Source organism: Paenibacillus sp. SSG-1, assembly GCF_002224835.1.
Taxonomy (GTDB): domain Bacteria; phylum Bacillota; class Bacilli; order Paenibacillales; family Paenibacillaceae; genus Paenibacillus_AQ; species Paenibacillus_AQ favisporus.
On the sequence record NZ_MBRK01000001.1, the window covers coordinates 1144213 to 1167288 of the forward strand.

17 protein-coding genes are annotated in these 23076 nt (G+C 57.2%); 14 read left to right on the forward strand and 3 right to left on the reverse strand.

Features of this window, described 5'->3' with window-relative positions; genetic code table 11:
- Position 1 precedes the first annotated feature (1 nt).
- From BCV73_RS05390 to BCV73_RS05420, 7 genes are all read left to right on the forward strand, one after another.
- Positions 2-919 (forward strand): ABC transporter permease, encoded by a 918-nt coding sequence (locus BCV73_RS05390; RefSeq protein ID WP_089546372.1) that lies wholly within the window; start codon positions 2-4, stop codon positions 917-919.
- A 6-nt stretch (positions 920-925) separates the two neighbouring features.
- The gene (locus BCV73_RS05395) at positions 926-1966 is read left to right on the forward strand and encodes an ABC transporter ATP-binding protein (RefSeq protein WP_089546373.1); all 1041 of its coding nucleotides are present in this window, start codon (positions 926-928) and stop codon (positions 1964-1966) included.
- Positions 1967-2203: 237 nt separating this feature from the next.
- Entirely contained in the window at positions 2204-3784 is a 1581-nt protein-coding gene (locus BCV73_RS05400; RefSeq protein WP_481855831.1) for a peptide ABC transporter substrate-binding protein, read from the forward strand.
- A 17-nt stretch (positions 3785-3801) separates the two neighbouring features.
- Positions 3802-4776, forward strand: a complete 975-nt coding sequence (locus tag BCV73_RS05405) for a S66 peptidase family protein (protein WP_089546374.1) — start codon at positions 3802-3804, stop codon at positions 4774-4776.
- Between the two features lie 16 nt (positions 4777-4792).
- Positions 4793-5893 carry a mandelate racemase/muconate lactonizing enzyme family protein gene (locus tag BCV73_RS05410; protein WP_076168738.1) on the forward strand — a complete coding sequence of 367 codons (1101 nt, stop codon included), beginning with the start codon at positions 4793-4795 and terminating at the stop codon, positions 5891-5893.
- A complete protein-coding gene (locus BCV73_RS35365; RefSeq protein WP_256992753.1) occupies positions 5893-7146 on the forward strand; it encodes a C40 family peptidase in 1254 nt (417 codons plus the stop codon). The genes BCV73_RS05410 and BCV73_RS35365 overlap by 1 nt, the downstream gene beginning before the upstream one ends.
- 255 nt (positions 7147-7401) lie before the next feature.
- Positions 7402-8097 (forward strand): VIT1/CCC1 transporter family protein, encoded by a 696-nt coding sequence (locus BCV73_RS05420; protein ID WP_089546375.1) that lies wholly within the window; start codon positions 7402-7404, stop codon positions 8095-8097.
- Between the two features lie 48 nt (positions 8098-8145).
- On the opposite strand, the gene BCV73_RS05425 is transcribed toward BCV73_RS05420, so the two are convergent.
- From BCV73_RS05425 to BCV73_RS05435, 3 genes are all read right to left on the reverse strand, one after another.
- Complete coding sequence (locus BCV73_RS05425; RefSeq protein ID WP_089546376.1) at positions 8146-8799, reverse strand: hypothetical protein; 654 nt, start codon at positions 8797-8799, stop codon at positions 8146-8148.
- Positions 8800-8823: 24 nt separating this feature from the next.
- Entirely contained in the window at positions 8824-9528 is a 705-nt protein-coding gene (locus BCV73_RS05430; protein WP_089546377.1) for a YwqG family protein, read from the reverse strand.
- Positions 9529-9762: 234 nt separating this feature from the next.
- The gene (locus BCV73_RS05435) at positions 9763-10944 is read right to left on the reverse strand and encodes a DUF4272 domain-containing protein (protein WP_076168725.1); all 1182 of its coding nucleotides are present in this window, start codon (positions 10942-10944) and stop codon (positions 9763-9765) included.
- A 212-nt stretch (positions 10945-11156) separates the two neighbouring features.
- Between BCV73_RS05435 and BCV73_RS05440 the strand changes: the two genes are divergently transcribed.
- From BCV73_RS05440 to BCV73_RS05470, 7 genes are all read left to right on the forward strand, one after another.
- Positions 11157-12941 (forward strand): cache domain-containing sensor histidine kinase, encoded by a 1785-nt coding sequence (locus BCV73_RS05440; protein ID WP_089546378.1) that lies wholly within the window; start codon positions 11157-11159, stop codon positions 12939-12941.
- Positions 12913-14505 carry a response regulator gene (locus tag BCV73_RS05445; protein WP_179231900.1) on the forward strand — a complete coding sequence of 531 codons (1593 nt, stop codon included), beginning with the start codon at positions 12913-12915 and terminating at the stop codon, positions 14503-14505. Before BCV73_RS05440 ends, BCV73_RS05445 begins: the two co-directional genes overlap by 29 nt.
- A gap of 370 nt (positions 14506-14875) precedes the next feature.
- On the forward strand, positions 14876-16213 hold the full coding sequence (locus BCV73_RS05450) for an ABC transporter substrate-binding protein (protein ID WP_089546380.1): 1338 nt from the start codon (positions 14876-14878) through the stop codon (positions 16211-16213).
- Positions 16214-16243: 30 nt separating this feature from the next.
- Positions 16244-17179, forward strand: coding sequence for a carbohydrate ABC transporter permease (locus BCV73_RS05455; RefSeq protein ID WP_076168716.1), 936 nt, complete (start codon positions 16244-16246; stop codon positions 17177-17179).
- Between the two features lie 2 nt (positions 17180-17181).
- Positions 17182-18012, forward strand: a complete 831-nt coding sequence (locus BCV73_RS05460; protein WP_089550112.1) for a carbohydrate ABC transporter permease — start codon at positions 17182-17184, stop codon at positions 18010-18012.
- 7 nt (positions 18013-18019) lie between these two features.
- On the forward strand, positions 18020-19189 hold the full coding sequence (locus BCV73_RS05465) for a glycoside hydrolase family 88 protein (protein ID WP_089546381.1): 1170 nt from the start codon (positions 18020-18022) through the stop codon (positions 19187-19189).
- A 327-nt stretch (positions 19190-19516) separates the two neighbouring features.
- Complete coding sequence (locus tag BCV73_RS05470) at positions 19517-23050, forward strand: putative Ig domain-containing protein (protein WP_256992754.1); 3534 nt, start codon at positions 19517-19519, stop codon at positions 23048-23050.
- Positions 23051-23076 lie beyond the last annotated feature (26 nt).

Consider the following 23076-nt stretch of genomic DNA (forward strand, 5'->3'; position numbering starts at 1 on the left):
CATGCAGGTACCGGACCATTTGTTTACCCCAATGTACAGAACGGCCGGAGAACAGGAGCGGATCGTCAGGCCGCGCCTGTCGTTATGGCAGCAGGCCGTCCGCAGTTTGCTCCGCAACAAGCTGGCCTGCTGCGGACTCGCCCTGATCGTGCTGCTGGCACTGCTGGCCGTGTTCGGCCCGCTGCTGACGGATCAGAGCTACTCCGGCCAGAATCTGCTCAGCGCGAACCAACCTCCGTCCGGCGCGCACTGGTTCGGAACGGATGACCTTGGGCGGGACGTCTTCGCCCGGATTTTGTACGGTTCGCGCATCTCGCTTACGGTCGGTTTGGCCGCCGCCTTGATCGATTTTTTCATTGGTATCATTTACGGCGGCATCGCCGGATATTTCGGAGGGCGCGTCGATAACGCGATGATGCGTTTCGTCGATATGCTGTACGGCATTCCTTATCTGCTTGTAGTCATTCTGCTCATGGTCGTAATGGGCCCCGGGCTGCTGACCATTATATTGGCATTGACGGCGACGGGGTGGATCGGGATGGCGCGGATCGTCCGCGGGCAGGTGCTTCAGCTGAAATCGTCGGAGTACGTTCTGGCCGCCCGGACCTTGGGGGCCGGGTCGTGGTACATCATCCGCAGGCATATGCTTCCCAACGCCGTCGGGGTCATTATCGTGCAGGTGACGTTTTCCGTGCCTTCGGCCATTTTCGCCGAAGCCTTCCTCAGCTTCCTCGGTCTCGGCATCCAGCCGCCGCTGGCGAGCTGGGGAACGATGGCCAACGATGCCCTGCCGACCATTCTGTCCGGCAACTGGTGGCGGCTGTTCTTCCCGGCCTTTTTCATTTCGGTGACGATGCTCGCCTTCAACCTGTTGGGAGATGGACTCTTGAACGCCTTTAATCCGAAGCAAAGGAGGTAACGGAAGATGAACAACGACGCGCTGCTCGAAGTGGACAATTTGCATGTTTCGTTCTCCACCTACGGCGGGGAGGTAAAGGCCGTCAGGGGCGTCAGCCTCCGCCTGCACCGGGGAGAGACGCTGGCGATCGTCGGCGAATCCGGCTGCGGCAAAAGCGTCACCGCCCGCAGCATCATGCGGCTCCTGCCCAAGAACAACTCGAAAATTACGGAGGGCAGCATCCGTTTTAACGGACGCGAGCTGACGCGTTTGAGCGAAAAGCAGATGCGTGACGTGCGCGGCTCGGACATCGCGATCATCTTTCAGGACGCGATGACCGCGCTGAATCCGACCATGACGATCGGGGAGCAGCTGATGGAGGGCGTCATCCGCCACCAGCGGCTGTCCCGGACGGAGGCGAGGAAGCGGGCGGTCGAGATGCTGCAGTTTGTGGGCATCCGCGACCCGGAGCTCCGGCTGAAGCAGCACCTGCATCAGTTCAGCGGGGGCATGAGGCAGCGGATCATGATCGCGATGGCGGCGATCTGCAATCCCGCCGTCCTGATCGCGGACGAACCGACCACCGCGCTGGACGTCACGATCCAGGCGCAAATCCTGGATCTGTTCCGCATGCTGCAGCGCACGACCCAGGCTTCGCTGATCATGATTACGCACGACCTCGGCGTCGTCGCCAGCATCGCCGACCGCGTCAATGTCATGTATGCGGGGCAGGTTGTGGAATCCGCACCGGTCAAGGAGCTGTTCCGGAATCCGCAGCATCCGTATACGCGGGGGCTGCTCGATTCCATCCCGCGCCTGGACCGGCCAAGAGGGGCGAAGCTCGACGCGATCCCGGGCACGCCGCCGGACCTGTTCGCACCTCCGAAGGGATGTGCGTTTGCCGCCCGGTGTCCTCACGCGATGGAGGTATGCGGCCTGTTCCCGCCGGACAGCGTGAAGCTGGACGGAGAGCACACCGTAGCTTGCTGGCTGCAGGACGCCCGGGCCAGAACGATGCCGCCGCAAGGGCCGGCGCAGGTTGAAACCGCATCGGCCAGCCAGGGATAAGGCATGAAGAGCACAGTTTTATCATTTTGCGGGAACAGGATCCTGCTTCAGGTTTGCTCTGCAAGCCTTAGGACTTGACCATAGATCAGCGTCTTGAATAGCGCAAGCTCATGAATAATGGAATAGCTTGTATTTGCAGCAACCAACCAATTCGGGATTAAGGGAGAGGGTCTCATGGAAAAGGCTGTCGTGAACAAGGCTGTGAAAAGAAGGTTAATACTGGCGCTGCTGACGTGCATGCTGCTCAGTCTGCTGCTGGCCGCATGCGGCGGCGGAACCGAAGGAGCAAGCGGTGGTGGAGGAGATACCGGAAGTAAAATTCTCCTGTACAACAACGTTCGCGAGCCCACTTCGCTCGATCCGCCGATCGGCTTCGACCAGGTTTCCTATGACATTTTGAACAATGCGATGGAGGGCATGACGCGTCTCGGCAAGGACCAGTCTCCGGAGCCGGCTATGGCTTCCGAGTGGAAGGTATCCGAAGACGGACTCAAATACACGTTCACGCTGCGCGACGGCGTACAGTGGAGCAATGGCGAGCCGGTAAAGGCGAGTGACTTCGAGTTTGCCTGGAAAAGAATGCTCGATCCGAAAACGGCGTCTTCTGCCGCGACGCTGGCCTATGTATTTAAAGGAGCGGAGGCTTTTAACTCCGGCAAAGGGACGGCGGACGACGTGCAGGTCAAAGCCACTGACGACAAGACGCTGGAAGTGACGCTGGCCCAGCCGGCCCCCTGGCTGCTGAGCATGCTGGCGAATCCGGCCTTCTTCCCGGTGCCGCAAAAGACTGTGGAGTCCAATCCGAACTGGACGGCGGAGGCCGATACGTTCGTCAGCAACGGCCCGTTCCGCATCTCCCAGTGGAATCACGATTCCGAGCTGAAAATGGTGAAAAACGATAAATATTGGGATGCGGCGAACGTGAAGCTGGACGGCGTCACGTTCAAAATGATCAACGATTCCAACACGGAATACCAGCTGTACCAAAGCGGCGAGCTGCACATTGCCGGCGTTCCCGCCGATATGAGCGACCAGCTGTTCTCGGAAGGCAAGGTGAACGTTCAGGATTCGGCAGGTACGTATTTTTACCGCTTCAATACGACCATGAAGCCGTTTGACAACGCCAAAATCCGCAAAGCCTTTGCGCTCGCGGTGGACCGTCAGAAAATCGTGGACCTGGTGGTCAAGCAGAAGCAAAAACCGGCCGGGGGTTTCGTATCCTACGGACTCAAGGAGCCGGACGGACGTGATTTCCGCGAGGTGGGCGGCGACCTGATTACATTTGACGCAGCGCAGGCCAAGAGCCTGCTTGCGGAAGGCATGAAGGAAGCGGGATACAGCACGCTTCCCGAAGTGACGCTGACTTACAATACAAACGATTTACATCAGAAAATCGCCGAAACGCTGCAGGCCATGTTCAAGGAAAACCTGGGTGTCGACGTCAAGCTCGCGGGCAAAGAAGGCAAAGTCCTCACCGCGGAACAGAAGCAGCTTCAGCTGCAGTTTTCCCGGTCGTCCTGGCTGCCGGATTTCGCCGATCCGATCAACTTCCTGGATATTTTCGAAAGCAAAAGTCCGAACAACCGTACGGGCTGGAGCAATGCCGAATACGACAAGCTGATCCAGGCCGCTTACCAAGAGACGGACGAGGCGAAGCGCTATGACCTGATGCATCAGGCCGAAAAAATCCTGATGGACGAGGCGCCGATCATGCCGATGTATTTCTATGATTCGGCTTATCTGCAAAGCGACAAGCTCGTCGACGTGGTGCGCCATCCGTACGGCTACATGGACTTTAAGTGGGCTGATTTGAAATGAGAAGGCTGAGACCGTTCATGCATGCTGCCGATTCGGGCATCGAAGGGGTGCAGGCCGGTGCCGGGAAAAGGCCGATCCGGCCGGCCCGGTTGAAGCCGGGGGACACGGTGGGCATCACCGCCCCGGCGAGCCGCGGGGACGCGGAGGCGATCCGCCGTTCGGCCGAAGTGTTCGAAGAGCTTGGCCTGAAGGTCCGGTTTGGCGATTCGCTGAACCGCGGCCACGGCTACCTCGCCGGAACCGACGCGGAGCGGGCCGCCGAGCTGAACGCCATGTTTGCGGATCCCGGCATTCAGGCCATCGTTTGCGCCCGTGGAGGCTATGGCACCGCCAGGATTGCGGAGAAGCTCGATTACGATCAGATCCGCCGGCATCCCAAAATTTTGTGGGGCTACAGCGACATCACCTTCTTGCATGCCGCCATCTGGAAGATGACCGGATTGATCACGGTGCATGGGCCGATGATGATTTGCCTGGGAGACAAGGATGTCCACCCGTTGACCCGGCAGAGCTTCGCCCAGCTGGTCCGGCCCGAGCCGTTCCGCTACACCGAGGACATCACCCCGCTGCATACCTTGGTGGAGGGCAAAGCTAAGGGCCCGCTCGTCGGAGGCAACCTGACTTTGCTGACGAGTACGCTCGGAACGCCGTTTGAGATCGATACCCGGGGCTGCCTCCTGTTTATCGAGGATATCGGGGAGGAGCCGTACCGGATCGACCGTATGCTGAACCAGCTGCGGATGGCAGGCAAGCTGGAGCAGGCAGCCGGTATCCTGGTGGGCGACTTTCGCGATTGCGAGCCGGTCAAGCGCCCGGTCTCCTTTACCTTAGAGGAGGTCATCCGGCATTATGTGACCGAAGCGGGCAGACCTTCCCTGATGGGCTTTGGGATCGGGCACGGCTCGCCCAACGTCGCCGTTCCGCACGGGATGGAAGCCGAGCTGAGCACGGCTGACAAAAAGGTGGAAGCGCTGGAGTCAGCCATTATATAGAGGAGGCAACCGGCAAATGCGAATACATGATATCGAAGTGCTGCGCAAGTACACGCCGCTGACCAAACCGTTCAAGACGGCGCTGCGCACGGTTCATCAAGCCGAATCGATTGTGGTGAAAATGACGGCCGACGACGGAAAAGTGGGCTGGGGCGAGGCGCCGGCCACCGTCGTTATCACAGGCGACAGCCTTGAGGCGATCCAGTCCGCCATTGAGCATACGTTCAAGCCGCTGCTGATCGGCCAAAGCCTGCTCGCCTACGAGCAGATCCTGCAGTCGCTCCACCAGGCGATGGTCGGCTGTACCAGTGCCAAAGCGGCCATCGACATGGCCGTTTATGACTTGGTGGCCCAGCACGGGCGTATGCCGCTGTACCAATTTCTCGGCGGGTACCGCGACCGGATCGAAACGGACTTTACGGTCAGCGTCAACTCGCCCGAGGAAATGGGAGAAGATGCGGCCCAATATGTTCAGGCTGGATTTACCGTACTGAAGATCAAGGTCGGCAAGGATGACATCGAGCATGACATCCGCCGCATCCGGGAAATCCGGCAGCGCATCGGCAGCGACGTCAAGATCCGCCTGGACGCCAACCAGGGTTGGCAGGCCAAGGAGGCGATTCGCTCCATCCGGAAGATGGAGGACATGGGGCTGAACATCGAACTGGTGGAGCAGCCGGTCCGGGCCGGGGATATTTACGGGCTGCAGCAGGTGACCGCCGCGGTGGACACCCTGATTATGGCCGACGAAAGCGTCTTTTCTCCGGTGCAGGCGCTGGAGGTGCTGCAGCGGCACGCGGCCGACCTGATCAACATCAAGCTGATGAAGGCGGGCGGCATTTACAAGGCGCAGCTGATCAACCAGCTGGCTGAAGAATACGGCGTCGAGTGCATGGTGGGCAGCATGATCGAATCCCGATTGGCGGTGACCGCCGCTGCCCATTTCGCCGCGAGCAAAAAGAACGTCACCCGCTACGACTTCGACGCGCCGCTGATGCTGCACCAGGATGATGTCGTCGGCGGCGTCATGTACGACGGCCGGGTGATGACCTTCTCGGATGCGCCGGGTCTGGGCATAACCGACGTACGCACGACGGACGAAGTGGGGGTATGGTGATGGCGGATCGAGACGATCAGGCCGTATTCCCGGCATGGCGGGTGGTCAGCGTTCCGGTAGCCACCGTCTGGACCAGTCCGTCCTCTCCGCGGGCGCTGGATGCGCCGGCTCTGGCCGGGTTCGCCCCTAGCGAACCTGGGAGTGGCAAACGGGAGGCCACGGATCCATCTGATTCAGGGAACCCGTTGGAGATGGAAACCGATCCGGCGATTGCGCGGGGGAGCGGCATCGAGCCATGGCTCGCCGCCATGACGGTACCGGATAAGCTCGACCTGTGCGCGGCCAACCGCGTGCAGACCCAGGCGCTGTACGGCACGCCCGTCCTCGTCTATGAGGAGCAGGACGGATGGAGCCGGGTCGCCATCCCGGGCCAGATCTCGCCCAAGGATGAGAACGGATATCCCGGCTGGATTCCGACGGAGCAGCTGCTGCCATTGAGTGAGGAGAAAGCGCATCGGCTGCTGGACAGCGGCGGAAACGTTCCCGGCGCCGCTGCTGCTCCAGCTTCTGCGATCGTTACGGCACCTACGACGGACTTGGAGCTGTTGTCCTCATCGGCGAAGCTGCGTATCAGCTTCCTGACAAGGCTGCCGCTGGCGACCGAGGAGGAGCGGGGGACGGTGCCTGAGGTAGAACCCGGCGATGGAGTTCAAGCCGTAAAGGGTTTACAAGCCGAAACGGTAGCGGGACCCGCTGCTGGAGCTTTTCCCCAAGCAGGGAGTGTTCCGAGAGATGGCGTTGGGGCAGGTGCAGATTATCGTGGGGATGCTTTTGTCGTCGTGCAGACCCCGCACGGTCTTGCCCGGATCAGACGGGCAGACGTACAGGTGGTGGCTGAGCCAGGGGAATACCCGGGCTCTCGTGCGGATGAACAGAATAGGGGCAAGGCCATCGTGGCGCAGGCCAAGCGCTTTCTGGGACTGCCTTACTTGTGGGGAGGCATGTCGGCCTGGGGCTACGACTGCTCCGGGTTTGCCCACTCCATGCATCTCGCCTGCGGCATCGTCATCCCAAGGGACGCCTCTGTCCAGGCGCTGCACGGAGCCAGCATTCCGCCGGAGGAGCTGCAGCCGGGGGATCTTCTGTTCTTTGCCTATGAGCAGGGCAAGGGACGCGTCCATCATGTCGGCATCTACGCCGGGGACGGGCACATGATCCATTCGCCGGATTCGGCCAGCTCGGTGGAGCTGATTCCGCTGAAAGGGTATAAGCTTGCTGACGAGCACTGCGTCTCCCGACGTTATTGGACGTAACGAGGCAAGGCTTTGCCGGGGCATCGCATTCAAATCGAAGCGTTCTGTAAGCTGCTCCCAGATTACACATTCCAGAGAATCACAATGAACACTTCCAGCGGCAACAAACTCCCGGCCGGTTCTATGACGCCGGGAGTTTTTGCTGATATCTCCCGAATGGAGCACAGCCCGCGCAGGCTCATTCAGGTATATTTTAACGGAAAACACCCATATTAAGGGAATCAAGGCAGAAGCTGCTCGCAGGGTGGGGGAATGATGACTGTGGAAAGGCATGAGGAAAAGCATTTTAACGCATCGGATTTGATCAGGGATATTGTGATCGGAATGTCGGACGGTTTAACGGTTCCGTTTGCCCTTGCCGCCGGCTTGTCCGGGACCGTACCGAATACGAGCCTGGTCGTTGTGGCGGGGATGGCTGAAATCGCTGCGGGTGCTATCGCAATGGGGCTCGGCGGATATCTTGCCGCCCGGACGGACCGGGAGCATTATGCATCCGAACTCGTGCGGGAGCAGGAGGAAATCAGGGAAATACCGGATCAGGAAAGGGAGGAAGTGGCCGATATCCTGAGAGAGTGGCATTTTCCCGAAGAAATTGTGGAATCGGCGGTGGATGCCATCTGCCGGGACTCGGACCGATGGGTTCAATTTATGATGAAATATGAGCTCGGGCTCGAAGAACCCGAGCCTAAGAGGGCGCGCAACAGCTCGCTCACGATCGGACTGTCCTACATTATAGGGGGTGTCATTCCGCTGTCCCCTTACATGCTGATCAGGCAGTCGGGCACAGCTTTATCCGTTTCGGTGATCGTCACGCTGATTGCCTTATTCGTGTTTGGCTACGTTAAAGGAAGGTTCACCGGTACCCGTCCGTTCCGCAGTGCCTGGCAAACAACCATTGTAGGCGGAGCGGCCGCCGGAATCGCATTTTTTATTGCAAGACTCATATCTTGAGGGTTAACTCTCAATGACTGTGTTCAGCGGATGAATCCGGGATGTTCTCTAGTAAAACGACAAATACTTCATTATATTCTCCGCCTTCTCCTCGCCCAGCAGCTGCATCAGCTTCGGCCTGACTTCCTCCACAAAAGCAGCCTCGATTTCAAACGTTTCTTCGTTGGTTACATTCCCCTCCATTGTGACAGCGGCTTCGATCAAGAGCGCCAGGGCCGAAAAAAAGTCGGCCAGCGAGTCTGCAAGGGGAAATGCTCCGGATCCATCGATCCGCCCATACACCGGGGATGACGGCGAGGCGGTGTCGACGATCAGCGGGTCATCGTTGTAATTGGCAATGACCACATGCTCCGGAGGCCACGAAGGGGATGCTTGGTACGGCTCCCCCGTTCCCAGCCAACGGTATCCCAACTGCTGGCGAAACAAATGCTCCGGCTTCGGAAAGAAAAGAACGGCCGCATCTCCGATTTCCACGGCGGCGCTTTTCATTCCGAGCGATGTTATATGATCAGAACCACTTCTTATTTCATATCTGGTGTAAAAATGCTGCAGTTCCGGCGAAAGCGGAATCCGATCATCCACGCCGGGGTCACACAACTCCGCCAACGGGCAGATGTCCTGCTCTTTGAAAAGTCCGTATGCCTCGTTATATTGATCCTGCCATTTTAGAAAAGATGCCATGGCTTGGTCCAGCACATCCATCAAGTTTCACTCCCTATAGATCCTTTAATAAAAATCGAAGTAGCCGCGCCAGGTGCCGTCCTTTTTATGCTTGGCAAAATAAAAATTGCCGTCATCCACGATGTTGAGCCCGGCTTTGGCGTCTGAGGCGATTTGGAGGACAAAAGCGTATCCATCTCCAAAGTCAATGCCAGGCTGGGTGAAGGCGGCATATCCGCCAAGCTTGTGAACACGATATATTTTCCCGGCAATATCCTCGAAATAATTCAGCCCTTCCAGCTCTTCCAGTCGCAGAATCTCTTGTCTGTACGCTTCGGGTATATCATCGCTGTCCCATTGCGGGGAGTCATCTTGACAAAGCTCTGGGAACAGCGGGAAAGGTTTGATCGACATAAAAGCAGGCCCGAAGTCTTTCGAGACCAATTTCCCGGTATCGCTGTACTCTCGGATGCACATATATCCGCTCATATCATCGTGATCCAGGACGTTAGGTGACAAAAATACGGTCAGCAGTTCGGTTTCCTTCAGTTCGTCCGGAACATAGGGCAGCGCGGGCAGATATAGCTGAAGGATGGGAGCCATCGCCTCTCCGTCCACATCGACGGGCAGTTCCTCATCGGGCAATGCCAGGTTGACTTGTCCGATCCAGCACTGCTCCACCGAGAGGCTAGGCCTGCTTCCACCTGTTTGAAAAAGGGTCGCCGTGCGCTGCAAGGCGCTTTGAAGCTCTACAATCCGTTCGTTACTCATACTTGCATCCTCCTTTAAGTGCCCATGCTCAGGTCACCCCTGCGTCCATCTGAAAAAACGAAGATCTTCCATATATCATCATGTATGTACACGTAAGCAACTTTGCCGCTTCTTTACGGAACCCTCCTCGAGTAGGTCATTGTTCGGTCCCTCTGCTTAACCCTCGGCAAATATGCCGTTGTTCGGATCCCGCTGCTTACCCTCCGGAAAGTAGTAACCCATATTCCCTTCATCCTACGTATCCGTCCGCACATCGTCCCATTCCTGGCCCATATATCCAGTCAGCCAGTTTAAGGCACGGTGACGCTCATACACGACGCCTGCGTTGAGGCCGCCGGGAGCCGGCTGTCCTTGAATCCGGCTGTCGACGCAGAGCCAGTCGTAGCGGTAGATCAAATCGGCAGCGTCGAGAATTTCCTTACTGCTCCGCAGCCGTGAGCCCGCTAAAAAGGCATCAAACGAATCATACTGCTGCAGCTTGGAGACGGCTTCGGGGACATCGCAAATATCTGTCGGGCTCCCCAAGGCGTCCACATGGCCTAAGGCCCACAGCAGCACCCAAAAGCCTTCATACCGCCAGGAGAACGGGACCGCTTCGGATTCATCCGCTTGACCGTTTTGGATAAACGCCTTCTCCTCGGGGGAAAAGAAGCCGTCCGCCCCGTACTGGGCCGTAATTCTCGAGATCAGCTCCCGGGTATCCTCGGGGCTTTCGCCCGCACCGATGCATTCGCCCTTGACGGCGGTAATGCAGAGGGCGACGGCGCGCTGTGCGGTTTCCGCAATCGTCCGGATTCGTCCCGCGGCTTCATCGCCGAGCCGTCCGGGCATCGGAGGCATCTTCTGGAAGCCTTGCGCCGACAGAACCGCTTCGGACCGCGCTTTGCGCTCCGTACCGGAAGCTGTCTCCGGCTCCTCGCCATGGAGGAAGCTCGTATGGGCGGTGACGGTGTAATCGTCTACTTCCGAGCGGCCGTCCGTACCCAGCAGCAGCCGTCCTTCCGGATTCAGCAGCTGCCCGCCGCCCCAGAACATTAGCCCGTCCAGCGTCCTGATCATTGACAGCAGCCGGGTGAACAAGGACTCCGAAATGTCGTCCTCCGTTTCGACGCCGATGACCATATTGAGCGTGCTGATCTTGATCAGCAGCTTTTGCTGCAGCGGCTCGTTCTCCGCCGGGATCTGGGCAAAAAATTGCTCCATGCCGCTTCGCATGCTTGCAAACTCATCCGGGTGCGTTTTGCTGGTCATGATGTTAAAAGCGGTAGCCTTTCGGCGAAGCCAGCCCTTGCTGACGATTTCAATCCGGGTTTTGCTCTCATTGACGCTCATTTTTCCATTCGGGTCGATCGCCTTCATCAGGTCCACGATCTGATCCAGATCGAAGGTTGAGCTGTACAGCGCACAATTCTTCACAACGATTCTCCTCCCACATGTAAAAAACAACCAGTAACTGTGTGCAAAAAGCACACATCAACCATTTTATACCGAATTCGTGCACGACTTCCAGGCCGGATCTCTTCAGCAGCAATATCCTCGAAAACCTCTCACCTTCGGCTTGAAAAATGTACACCTGACGTGCCTGCGGTCTGTGCTAATATAGGGGAAAGAGGAGGGACCTGACATTCATGCTCAGATGGAAACAGCTAACGCAAAGCCTTTTCTTTAAATTTTCGGCTTCCTTTATTCTGGTGGGACTTGTGCCGTTATCCCTGCTCAGCTACTATGCCGTGCAGTCGTTCACGTCGCATGTGGAGCGGTATACGACCAACAACCTTCGGCAGATGGTGCTGTACATGAGCTACAACGTCAACTCGGCGCTGACCAAATACGACGACATTTCCAAGCTGATGTACACCGGCCGGTATGACGGTTACGTCGAAGGATCGGACGAGAACCAGACCCGCAAAGTCAACGAACTGGAGCAGATCAATTCGGTCCCGATCGAAAGCTTTCTCAAAACGATTTTGTACAGCGATCCCTTTATCCGCAACGTGTATTTTGTCAGGTCCTCGGACATGAAGCTGTATTACCAGCTGCGGACCAATTCGGTGCTGATTCCGGAAGCGCTGCCATTACAAGACTGGCTCAGCGTTATGAAGGAGCGTCCGCGGAACATCGCCTATTTCGCTGCGCATGACGAGACCTATTTGGCCCGTTCGGACAAACAAGTCGTCACGATCGGGCGAAACCTGATCGATATCTCGCTGCCGCTTGAGAAGGAGCCGCATGTGGTCGGAACGCTGTTTTTTGACGTAAGTACGGACATGTTTAACCAATTTTTTTCCGAAATGAAATTAAACGGGAAGGACGAGCTGTATGTGCTGGACGGACAGGGGCGCGTCTATTTCGGTCATCGGAATAACACCGGGAAGACCGTCACGGTATCCGATCCATCCGACGGTCAGATGCTGGCTCTAAGTGAACCGATTACCGCTCTGCAGGGCCGCATCGTGACCCGCCTGTCCAAAGAGGAGCTGTACCGTCAGCTCGCGACGACCCGCACGGCCGTGTATATCGCGATCGTGATTTGCGCGGTTGTTTTGATCGTGATGGGCGTCTGGTTCTCACGGCGGCTGGCGGCGCCGATCCGCCAGGTGATTCAGAAGATGGTCACCGTGGAATCGGGAAATCTGGACACGCATGTTGAAGTCCGGAGCCAGGATGAAATCGGCCGTTTGGGCCATGGCTTTAACCGGATGGTCGAACGGCTGCAGGCTTTTATCGACGAAGCCTATGTGGCCGAGATCAAGCAGAAGCAGACCGAACTGAATGCGCTCAAAAGCCAGATCCGCCCGCACTATTTATATAACACGCTGGAGGTGATCCGGATGAATGCCGTGCACAGCGACGTGCCGGAGGTTGGCGACATGATTCTGTCGCTGTCCAACCAGCTTAAGTACGTCATCGATTACGGTGAGGAATGGGTACCGCTGCAGCAGGAGCTCGATCATCTCCGGGACTATTTTTACATTATCGAAGTCCGGTTTGAGTACCGTTACGAGCTGCGGACGCACATTGCGGACGATGTGCGCCTGTCATGGGGCGTGCCGAAGCTCTCCCTGCAGCCGCTTGTGGAAAATGCCGTGCAGCACGGCCTGCGGCCGCAGGGCAAAGGAACGGTCGGTATTTCCATCCGCGAACAGGAGGACCGCTTGGCCATCGTCATTGTTGATGACGGGGTCGGAATGGAAAAAGAGGAGGTCGAGCGGATCACGGCCAGGCTTGCCGAGGAGGGCGCACCATCCGGCCACGTGGGGATGAAAAACGTCCAGGAGCGGATCCGTTCGCTGTGCGGTCCGGAATTCGGGCTGTCGGTGACCAGCCGGCCCCATATCGGCACATCCGTAACGATCGAACTGCCTATCAAGGAGGTGCATGACGATGATTCGGGTTCTGCTCGCGGACGATGAGCCGATGATCCTCAAGGGATTGCGGAAATTGATCGACTGGAATGCGCTTGGCTTTGACATTATCGGAAATGCCTGCGACGGCCGGGAGTTAATGGAGCTCATGGAAGCCCTGAAGCCCGACGTGATCATCAGCGATATCAGCATGCCGCATTTTACCGGGATCGACATGATCCGCCGCATCCATGAAGAAGGGCTGCCGATCAAGGTAATCTTTATCAGTGCTTTCCAGGAGTTTACCTACGCACGGGATGCGGTGGCTTACGGGGCGCTCGATTACTTGGTGAAGCCCATTATCAAGCAGCAGCTCGAATCGGTGCTATACAAGGCGGCATCCCTCATCAACGAGCATCAGGAGGAAGCGATCCGCAAAGGAAAGCTGCAGCAGCTTGAGCACAAAATCCGTCAGGGCGAGCTGGAGTCGTGGCTGGCGCAGCTGATGGAGGGAACGCTCCAGCCCGGTTCCGCGCCTTACCGACATCTTGCGTGCGAGCTGCCTGGCCCGTTGTACAGCACCGGGGTGGTCTTGGCCGAGCAGCTTCCCGGCGACAGCGATAAGTGGAATGACAGGGAGACGAAGCTCGTGGAGTTTGCCGTCGGCAACATTTTGCAGGAAGTCGTCCGCCGGTCGGGATCCGGCCATGGGTTTGTCCGATCCGGCCGGTTCTGCTACGTCGCCTGCCATGAGGGTCCCGAGGGAGCGTTAGAACTGGCACAGGACGTGCAGCGCAGCATCCGTACCTATCTGAAGCTGAGCGTGACGATCGGGACCAGTCCGGCGGCGGCCGATTTCGGGAGCCTTCCGGAGGCTTGCCGGCAGGCGGAGCAGGCACTTGGCCTGAAGTATTTTGACGGACCGAACCGGATTTATACCTACCGGGTTATGGACAACAAGCCGAAGCAGGATGAGCTGTACCGGCGTCAGCTGGCGGTGGTGAACGGCTTTACGGACGACAATTGGGAAGCGGTTGCAGAAGGGTTGGACCGCTTGCTCTCCTACATCAGCGTCAGCGCCTACGGGAGCCGGTCGCTGGCGGTTTCGACGGCGTTTTCGTCCGTCCTTTTGCTGGCGCAGGAACTGGGGAAATCAGGCCTGTCTCTGCCTGAAGCCAGCCTGGATGCGCATGATGTTCAGCGGAAGCTGGAGCAGTGCGGCTCGTTCGCCGAACTGCGGCGCGACATAACGGAGACAGTCGAGAGGTTGTTCCGGATGGCCGGAGCGGAATCCGGCAATAAGGACAAAGCGCTGTTGGCCAAGGTGAAGCAGTATATTGAGGAGCACTATCCGGAGGAAATCACGCTGGAGTCGGCGGCCGGCATTACGTTCATGAATCCAAGCTACTTCAGCTTTTTTTTCAAAAAGCAGACCGGGATCAATTTCAAGCAGTACGTGACCGGCATCCGGATGAAACACGCGGTGCGGCTGCTCCTGCATACCGATCTGATGGTGTATGAAATTGCCGAGGCGGTGGGATATAACAACGCCCGCCATTTCAGCGACATTTTCCGCAAAACGTACGGAAGCCTCCCGAACGATTACCGTCAGGACAAGAAAAGAAAAGCTTGACCGAAAGCTGCCCAAGTCATCCATCTACCCTGCCATAAGATGCAGACCACCCTCCGGCCCGCCGGTTTAAAACGCCGTCAGGCGTTTTTTTTTCTGCATTATAGAATTTATAACTTTTGGGAGTCCCCGCAAAGTATTTTGGAATGTGCACCGAAGTATAGGCTCCAGTTTGGGGATGTTTCTTCAGGAAGTACTCGAAAATGCCTCACCTCGAACTCGAAAAAGTTCATTCTAGAGGTTTCCGCATTTTGATAACCTAAGACCAAGGATCGGGCCGGACGCGCGCGGCGCAGTCATCCGGGCGGCATGGAACCCGCCGATCCGCACGATTCGAACCGTACCATTCACAAAAAGGGAGGCAACACATCAGATGGCTCACAAATCCAAATTTCACATGCTCAGCCTGCTGCTGGCGCTCGTGCTCGTTCTGTCCGCATGCGGCAATGGCGGCATGGAATCAGGCGCATCCGGAACAAGCGGAGAAGGCGCTTCGGACGGAGAAGGCCAGGCGGCGAAAACCTCGTTTACGATCGGCTATGCCACCGGCGACCCGGCATCCAAGCAAGCGATATCCGACGCAATTAAGGCGTTTACTGAAGCCAATCCGAACGTCGAAATCAAGGACGTCAGCGAAGGGACGACTTCCTCTTATCTCGACTGGCTGAAGACGAAGGACGCGGTCGGCGAATTTCCTGATCTGGTGGAAATGCGCGATACCGAGGTCTTTCTGAAGGCCGGCAAAATCGTGGAGCTCCCGTCCGACCTGCACGATCTGTTCAGCACACTGCCGGAAGTCGGCGGCAAGGTGTATAACGCTCCGCTGACGCTGAACGCCCCGCAGGGCATTATCTACAGCAAGCAGGCGTACGAGAAGGCCGGCATTACCGAAGAGCCGAAGACGTACGACGAGTTTTTGGCCGACCAGGAGAAGCTGAAGGCGAGCGGCATTACCCCGATCGTCGTCGGCGGCAAGGATATTTTCCATATGGGCTTCTGGCTGAACAAGTTTCTGATCGATGATGTGTATGCCAAAGACCCGGACTGGAACTCCAAACGCACGGCCAAACAGGTGAGCTTTACCGACGCCAACGTGGTTCAGGCGATGACCAATTATAAGGAGCTGTTCTCCAAATATGTGGACAAGGGCTGGCTGAGCACGGCCGACAACCAGACGGCGTCCATCTTGGTGGCCGGCAAAGCCGCGCAGCTGTTCTCGGGTCCATGGATGTTCACACAAATCCAGCAGGCGGACCCGAACTTTGCATTCGGCTTCTATGCACTGCCGGACCGTGAAGGCAAACGAAATGTTATCGGTCTGCCGTCCCCGGCCGGCTGGACCTTGTCCGCTGATGCGGCCAAAGATCAGGCGAAAGTGGACGCCATGAAATCGTTTATCCGGTTTTTCTTCTCCAAAGAGCAGTATGCGAAGTATCTGTCCACGGTCAACGGCATTCCATCCACTAAGGAACCTGTGGAATACCAGGCGACCGAGCAGATGCAAACCGTTCTTGACCTGATGAAAGACGAATCGGTGACCAAATCGCTGGCGATCAACAATTGGTGGGGAGAGAATCAGATCCCGCCGCAATTCCGCAACTGGTATTACAAGCTGATGCAGGAAATGGTTCTGAAGAACGGCGACGTTGCGGAATATATGAAGAAGGCGGACGCCGAGTACGATACGGAAGTCGCGGCCAACAAGCAGTAAGGCGCATCTCAAGCAAAGGAGGATCACAGCATGGCAATGCCTTATCCCGACAGCCATAACCAGATTCAGACCATGCCGATTCCGAAGAAAAAGCGAAAGGTGCAGCTCTACGCCCTGCTGTTTATTCTGCCGTCGCTCATCTTGTATACGCTCTTCGTGATCGTGCCGACGGCAAGCAGCGTCTATCTCAGCTTTACCTCCTGGGATGGCGTAAGCAGTGACGTTCACTACATCGGATTGGCCAACTTCGTGGAGATCTGGCACAGCGATCGGGTGCACAATGCGCTGAAGAACACGCTGATTCTGACGGTGTCGCTCGTCGTCCTCGAGAACGTGGCCGCCCTGCTGCTGGCGGTGCTGGTGGATCAGGTGCGCTGGTTCCGCAATCTGTTCCGCAGCATCTTTTATTTTCCCGTCCTGATGAGCGGGGTGGTCATGGGGTTTATCTGGACGATCATACTGAATTACAATTTCGGCGTCTTCAATCAAATATTGGATAAAATTGGACTGTCCTCGCTTATGGTCGATTGGCTGGGAAGTCCGAAATACGCAATGGTATCGATCATTTTGTCCACAGTCTGGAAATCGGCAGGCTATTATATGATCATTTACCTCGCCGGCCTGCAGAGCATTTCCGCCGATCTGACGGAGGCCGCCTCCATAGACGGGGCGAACCGGTGGCAGCAGTTCCGGCACGTGACGTTTCCGCTGCTCGCCGGATCGATGACCGTATGCTCGGTATTGTCCATGATCAGCTCGCTGAAAATTTTCGACCAAATCGCGGTGATGACCGACGGTGGGCCCGGATTTGCTACCGAAACGCTAACCTACATCATTTATAAAGTCGGTTTCGGCGAAATGCGGCAGGGATTCGGAACCGCCATGGCGATGGTGCTGTTCCTGCTGATCCTGGTTATTACGGTCATCCAGGTGAAGTTTTTGCGGAAAAGGGAGGTGCAGCTGTAATGATGGAACAGCGGCGCAAATGGAACGACGTGCTGATGTTTATCGTGACCTTGATTCTGGCCGTCATCTTTTTCTTTCCGATTTTCTTTAACCTCATGTCCGCCTTCAAGAGCAATCCGGAAATTATGCGGGACGCCATCGCCTTTCCCAAGTCGCTCTATTTGGAGAGCTTTAAGTACCTGCTGACTGAAACGGACTACCCGAAAGCGATGATCAACAGCGTTCTGCTGACCGTGCTCTCGATCCTGTTCATGGTGCTGATCATCCCGATGGCGGGCTATGCGATCGAGCGCCATAACAAGCGCTGGACGGGTTTCGTGTTCGTCTTCTACCTGGCCGGGATGATGATTCCGTTCCAGGCGTACATGATTCCGCTCTTTAAGGAACTGAAAATGCTCGGCATGTACGGCAACCTGATCGGGCCGATCGCCATTTATGTGTCCGGCTCGGTGGGCTTCGGCTGTCTGCTGTACACCAGCTTCCTCAAAGGGGTTCCGCGCGAAATTGAGGAGTCCGCCGCCATCGACGGGTGTTCGCGGTACGGCATCTTCTGGCGCATCGTTTTCCCGCTGCTCGGTCCGTGTACTGCAAGCATGGTCGTGCTGCAGGGGCTGGGGATCTGGAACGACTTCCTGATGCCGATGCTGGTGCTGCCTTCCGGACAGCCTAAAACGATGATCGTGGAAATCTTCTATTACGTCGGCGAGTTTTCGTCGCGCTGGGATATGATTTTTGCCGGGACGACGATGTCGATCGTGCCGGTGCTGATCGTGTTTATTTTCCTGCAAAAGTACTTTGTAAAGGGCCTCGTGTCCGGCGCAATCAAGGGGTGAGTCATAGATGGTTAAGAACAATGTGAAAAAGCCGGCGACGCCGGCCGGAGTGACGGCGGAGGAGCGGCAGTGGCTGGATGACGTATGGGATAAGCTGCAGGTGAAAATGTTGGCCGAAGTGGACCGGATCGGCGACCGGATTCCGTATATTCCGGAGAACGGCGCATATCGCGAAGATAAGGCCGAGACGGATATATACTGGTGGACCAACGGGTTCTGGCCGGGGATGCTCTGGCAGATGTATCACGCCACAGGGGAAGCGAAGTACCGGGCGGCGGCCGAAAGCGTCGAGCGCAAGCTGGACGCCGCGCTGGAGGGCTACGACGGCCTTCATCATGACGTCGGCTTTATGTGGCTGCATTCGGCGGTCGCCAATTACCGCCTGACCGGCAGCGCCCGCGCCAAAACACGCGGCATGCATGCAGCGAATTTGCTCGCCGGACGCTACAACCCGGCGGGCCGGTTCATCCGCGCCTGGAACGACGACTGCACCGGGTGGATCATCGTCGACTGCATGATGAACATCCCGCTGCTGTATTGGGCAAGCCGCGAGACGGGCGATCCGCGCTTCGATGTTATCGCACGGCAGCATGCCGACACGACGCTGACGAACGTCGTCCGTCCGGACGGCTCGTGCAACCACATCGTCATCCTCAGCCCGGAGGACGGTTCGTTTGTGGAAGCGCCGGGAGGCCAGGGATACGGGACCGGCTCCGCCTGGTCCCGCGGGCAGGCGTGGGCGCTGTACGGCTTCGCGCTGAGCCACCGTCATACGGGTGAAGCCCGGTACCTCGAGGCGGCCAAGCGGGTCGCGCATTATTTCATCGCGAACGTGGCGGCGACGGGCTATGTCCCGCTGGTCGACTTCCGGGCTCCGGACGAGCCGGTGGCTTGGGACACGACCGCCGGCATGTGCGCGGCCTGTGGCTTGCTGGAAATCGCCGAGGCCCTGCCGGCCCTGGAGAAGCCACTGTACGTAAATGCAGCGCTTCGCATCCTGCAGGCCACGGACGAGCGCTTCTGCAATTGGAATCCGGCTGAAGACGCCATCGTGGGCGGCGGAACCGGTTCGTACCACGGCCGCAACGGGGATTACGCCGTGCCGATCATCTATGGGGACTATTTTCTGATCGAAGCGGTGCTCCGTCTGAAAGGAATGGATTTCCTGATCTGGTGAACGGGTGGGCGAACCCAGTCCGAATGCCGATCTCTAAATAAGAAACCGAAAGACCCTGTCCACCTGTTGGCGGGGTCTTTATTCAACTGCCAAAAAAAGCGGCACATCGGCCTAAAGAAACTGCATACCAGGCATGGCGGTCATTTTCTAAGATAGATAGGGAACCGTTTTTTATAAGAGTTAATTGTAAGCGGATTCATCAAATCAAATCATTTATAAAAAGGAGGGATGCAGGCAAGTATTCCAGCCGAAAGTGCTGGAGCCGAGGAGGAAAGCTCGCAGAGCGGATTGACTTAAACGGCAGTACATTTTCAGAAGGAAAGGAAGATGATCATGGAAGTGAAGCATAAGGCTCCGTTCAGTCAGGTTTGGAGGCGTGCGGGCATCGTGCTGCTGACGATCTCACTGCTGATCCCGCTGTTCCCTTCAAACCGGGCGGCGGCAGAGACTGCATCCGGTAATGGGGATGCTGCAATGACAGACTACAGGGTGGAAATTCATGAAACCGTCAGCAGCGGATTCAAGCACCCCGGCGTCGGATTGACGAAAGAGATTCTGGAGAACGTGCGGACTCAGGTCCTGGAAAAAAAGGAGCCCTGGTATTCCTATTACCAAGCGATGCTTATCTCCTCGTCCGCAGCGAAGGATGTCACCTCCAGCAATCAGAGTGCGGCCGATCCGTCCAAGCCGGGCAGCGACGCATTCGACAGCCAGGGGATCAACTCCAGATTTATTGCCGACGGGCTGAAAGCTTACACGCAAGCGCTGCTGTACTATATTACTGGAGACGAGACATACCGCGGAAATGCGCTGCACATCATCCGAATCTGGTCCCAGATGGATCCGGCTAAATACAAGTATTTTCAGGATGCCCACATCCACACGGGAATTCCGCTGAACCGGATGGTGACCGCGGCGGAAATTCTGAGATATACCAGTTACCGTACAGAGAGCCTGAAGTGGACGGAGCAGGATACGGCCGATTTTACGAACCATCTGATCACACCGGTGATCGAGACCTTCCAGCATGACAACAACCATTTCATGAATCAGCATACGTATCCACTGCTCGGGGCGATGGCGGGCTATATTTTTACTGACAACCGTGATCGGTACAATGAGGGCGTCGAATGGTTCACCGTCAACAAAACCGCTGTAAATCAGGGCATTAACGGCTCCATCCAAGCGCTCTTTCGCTTGGTGGATACCGATGCCGTGACGGGTGAAAAGCTCACAACCCCGCGCGTACAGCATGTCGAAATGGGAAGGGACCAAGCCCATGGCGGCGGCGATCTGAACAATGCGGCCATTCTGTCGCGGCTGCTGCTGGCACAGGGAACGAAGGTGGACCCTGTCAAAGGCACGGTTTCAACCGCCAACAACGCTGTGAACTCATATGAATTTTTGAATAACCGGATCTTGAGCGCGGCCGATTATTTCAGCCGTTACATGCTGGGCTACGATACCCCGTGGACCCCGGTGGCCGCGAGTACGGATCCGGACGGCAAGCCGCTCATCATCTACAAGCAGCTGTCCGAAATGTACCGGGGGAGAATGGTCACGACGAATTTTTGGGACATCTACTTCTATTACAAGTACACCGAGGGCTTGAACCTGAAGAAGGAAGCTCCTTATCTGACCGAAATGTTCGAGAAGCGCCCGCCATCCAACTATTATTACAAAGGCAATCTGGAACAGGCGTGGGACAACGTCGACGGAGGCGGGGACTTCTGGCTGTACATTCCGAAAAAGGCCGGTGCCGAAGGGAATAAGCTTGTTCCCAAAGCGCAGCAAGACAGCGCGCGGATCGACGTTGAGGAGCGCTATACGGCATTTGACAAAAATGCAGCGACACGGAAGGACGGGGACGTTTCGTATATCGAGGTCAAAGCCACGGAGAACGGCAGCTGGCTGGCGCCGCTGAACGTGGCTTACGGCGACCGCTCGAAGCCGCTCCTGGTCGGCTTGAGGTTCCGGACGAACGGCCCGGCGCAGCTAGCGATGAGCAGGGCGATGGGCTCCGCGCCTTATCATACGCTGACGCTGCCGGATACCAAGGGCGAGTGGAGGTACATCACTTATGATATGGGCATCGATCATGTGACGTACAGTCAGGTCGACCCCAACCACAGCATCGTGTACTGGAAGGTGACCGGCCCCGGAACAAAAGTAAGTATCGACAGCCTGAACGTCAAGGCAGGGGAGCAGCTGACGCCACCGGTATTTAAGGCGGGAAGCGGCGATCTGGAGCGGGTCACTTCTGTGGGTGCCGCAACGTCTTATGATTTTTCCGCCACCGATCCGGGTTCAAACGATCGCGTGACCTACGAGACGGAGGGGCTGCCGGCGGGCGCCGAGCTGGATCCGGATACCGGCGCGTTCCGTTATAAGCCTGAGCAGGCCGGCACTTACGCCTTCACCGTCACAGCCACCGACGGAACGACCGTCGCGACACGGAACGTCCGCTTCGACGTGACAGAAGACAGGAAGTCTGCCGTGGATGCCGCGGCAGCAAATTATGACTCCAACACAGGTTACGTGTCTTCGTCCCTGGAACACTTTAAGCAGACCTATGCTGATGCCTTGGCTTCCATCGGGGAAGCAAGCGACGAGCTCTTTGACCGCAAGCTGTCCGACGTTCTGCGGGCGGCGAAGGAACTTGAGCCGTTAACCCCGCATCTTTCCGACGGAAGCCTGGATTATACGGCGGGGGTCGTGGTGGCTTCCTCCTTCGGTGATTACCTGAGCAGTCTGACGGATGGGGACGATAATACTTTTGCGGCCTATGGACTGGCTGCCGATCTGTTCCACACGATCGATTTCGGCAGCAGCTTCAAAGTGTCCGCAGACGCCTTCCAGATCCAGGGACGGCGAAGCTTTCCGGAGCGGATTGCGGGCATCGTGGTGTTCGGTTCCAATGACGGCGAGACCTGGACCCGCTTAACGTCCGGGTCGACCGGGCTCACGGAGGACATGCAAAGGCTAGAGGTCGACGAGGCTTACCGGCAGGAGCCGTTCCGCTATTTGAAGATGCAGATGATCGTACCGCAGAGCACCATGCTTGAAGTGAGCGAATTCCGGATCGAGGGACAGCGCCACGAAATCCACAACGATCTGGACTCGGTGTCGATTGCATCGGAACATGCCCTGAAGCAGCGGATCGTTCCCGGCGACCCGGTTCAGCTATCTTTTACTTCCAAGGAGACGATCAGCCAAGTGAGGGTCAGTATCCAGGGTGAGGAGGCCGAAGTCCGTACGGATGATCAGCGTCATTGGACGGCGGACACCGTATTATCGGATGACGCACCCACCGGGAACGTCAAGTTTAACATTACCTATACCAAGGCAGACGGAACGCCGGGAACACCGCAGGTATTGACGACGGATAACTCGAAGCTGTTCGTCAGCCGGAACGATGACGTCATCGATGTCCTGCAAGCGGCCGATTTCATCGATTCAACCGGGCGGGCGGCGGCGGACACCCTTAAAAATGTCGCGAATCTGTTCGATGCCGATGCCGGTACCATTTCCGACTTCCGCCTGAACGGGGGCGGGGCCGGCGGATATATCGTTTTTGACTTGAAAGAGGGCCATCAAGCACAGCTCACAGGCGTGGAGCTGATGGCAAGGCAGGACAGTTATTTTTCACGGATCAAAGGGACGGTCGTCCAAGGGTCCAACGATCTGACGGAGTGGACGGCGTTGACATCGCCGGCGCAATCTACCGCAGACTGGCAGGTGCTGCCGATCAACGGAAAGGAAGCCTACCGCTACATCCGGATGTACAACGCCGGCACCTGGTTTGGCAATATGGCGGAGCTGCGGCTGCACGGCACGGTGCAGTCCTCGCTCGGGCGTTAAGCTTGTCGAAGCCGAAATCGGCTCGG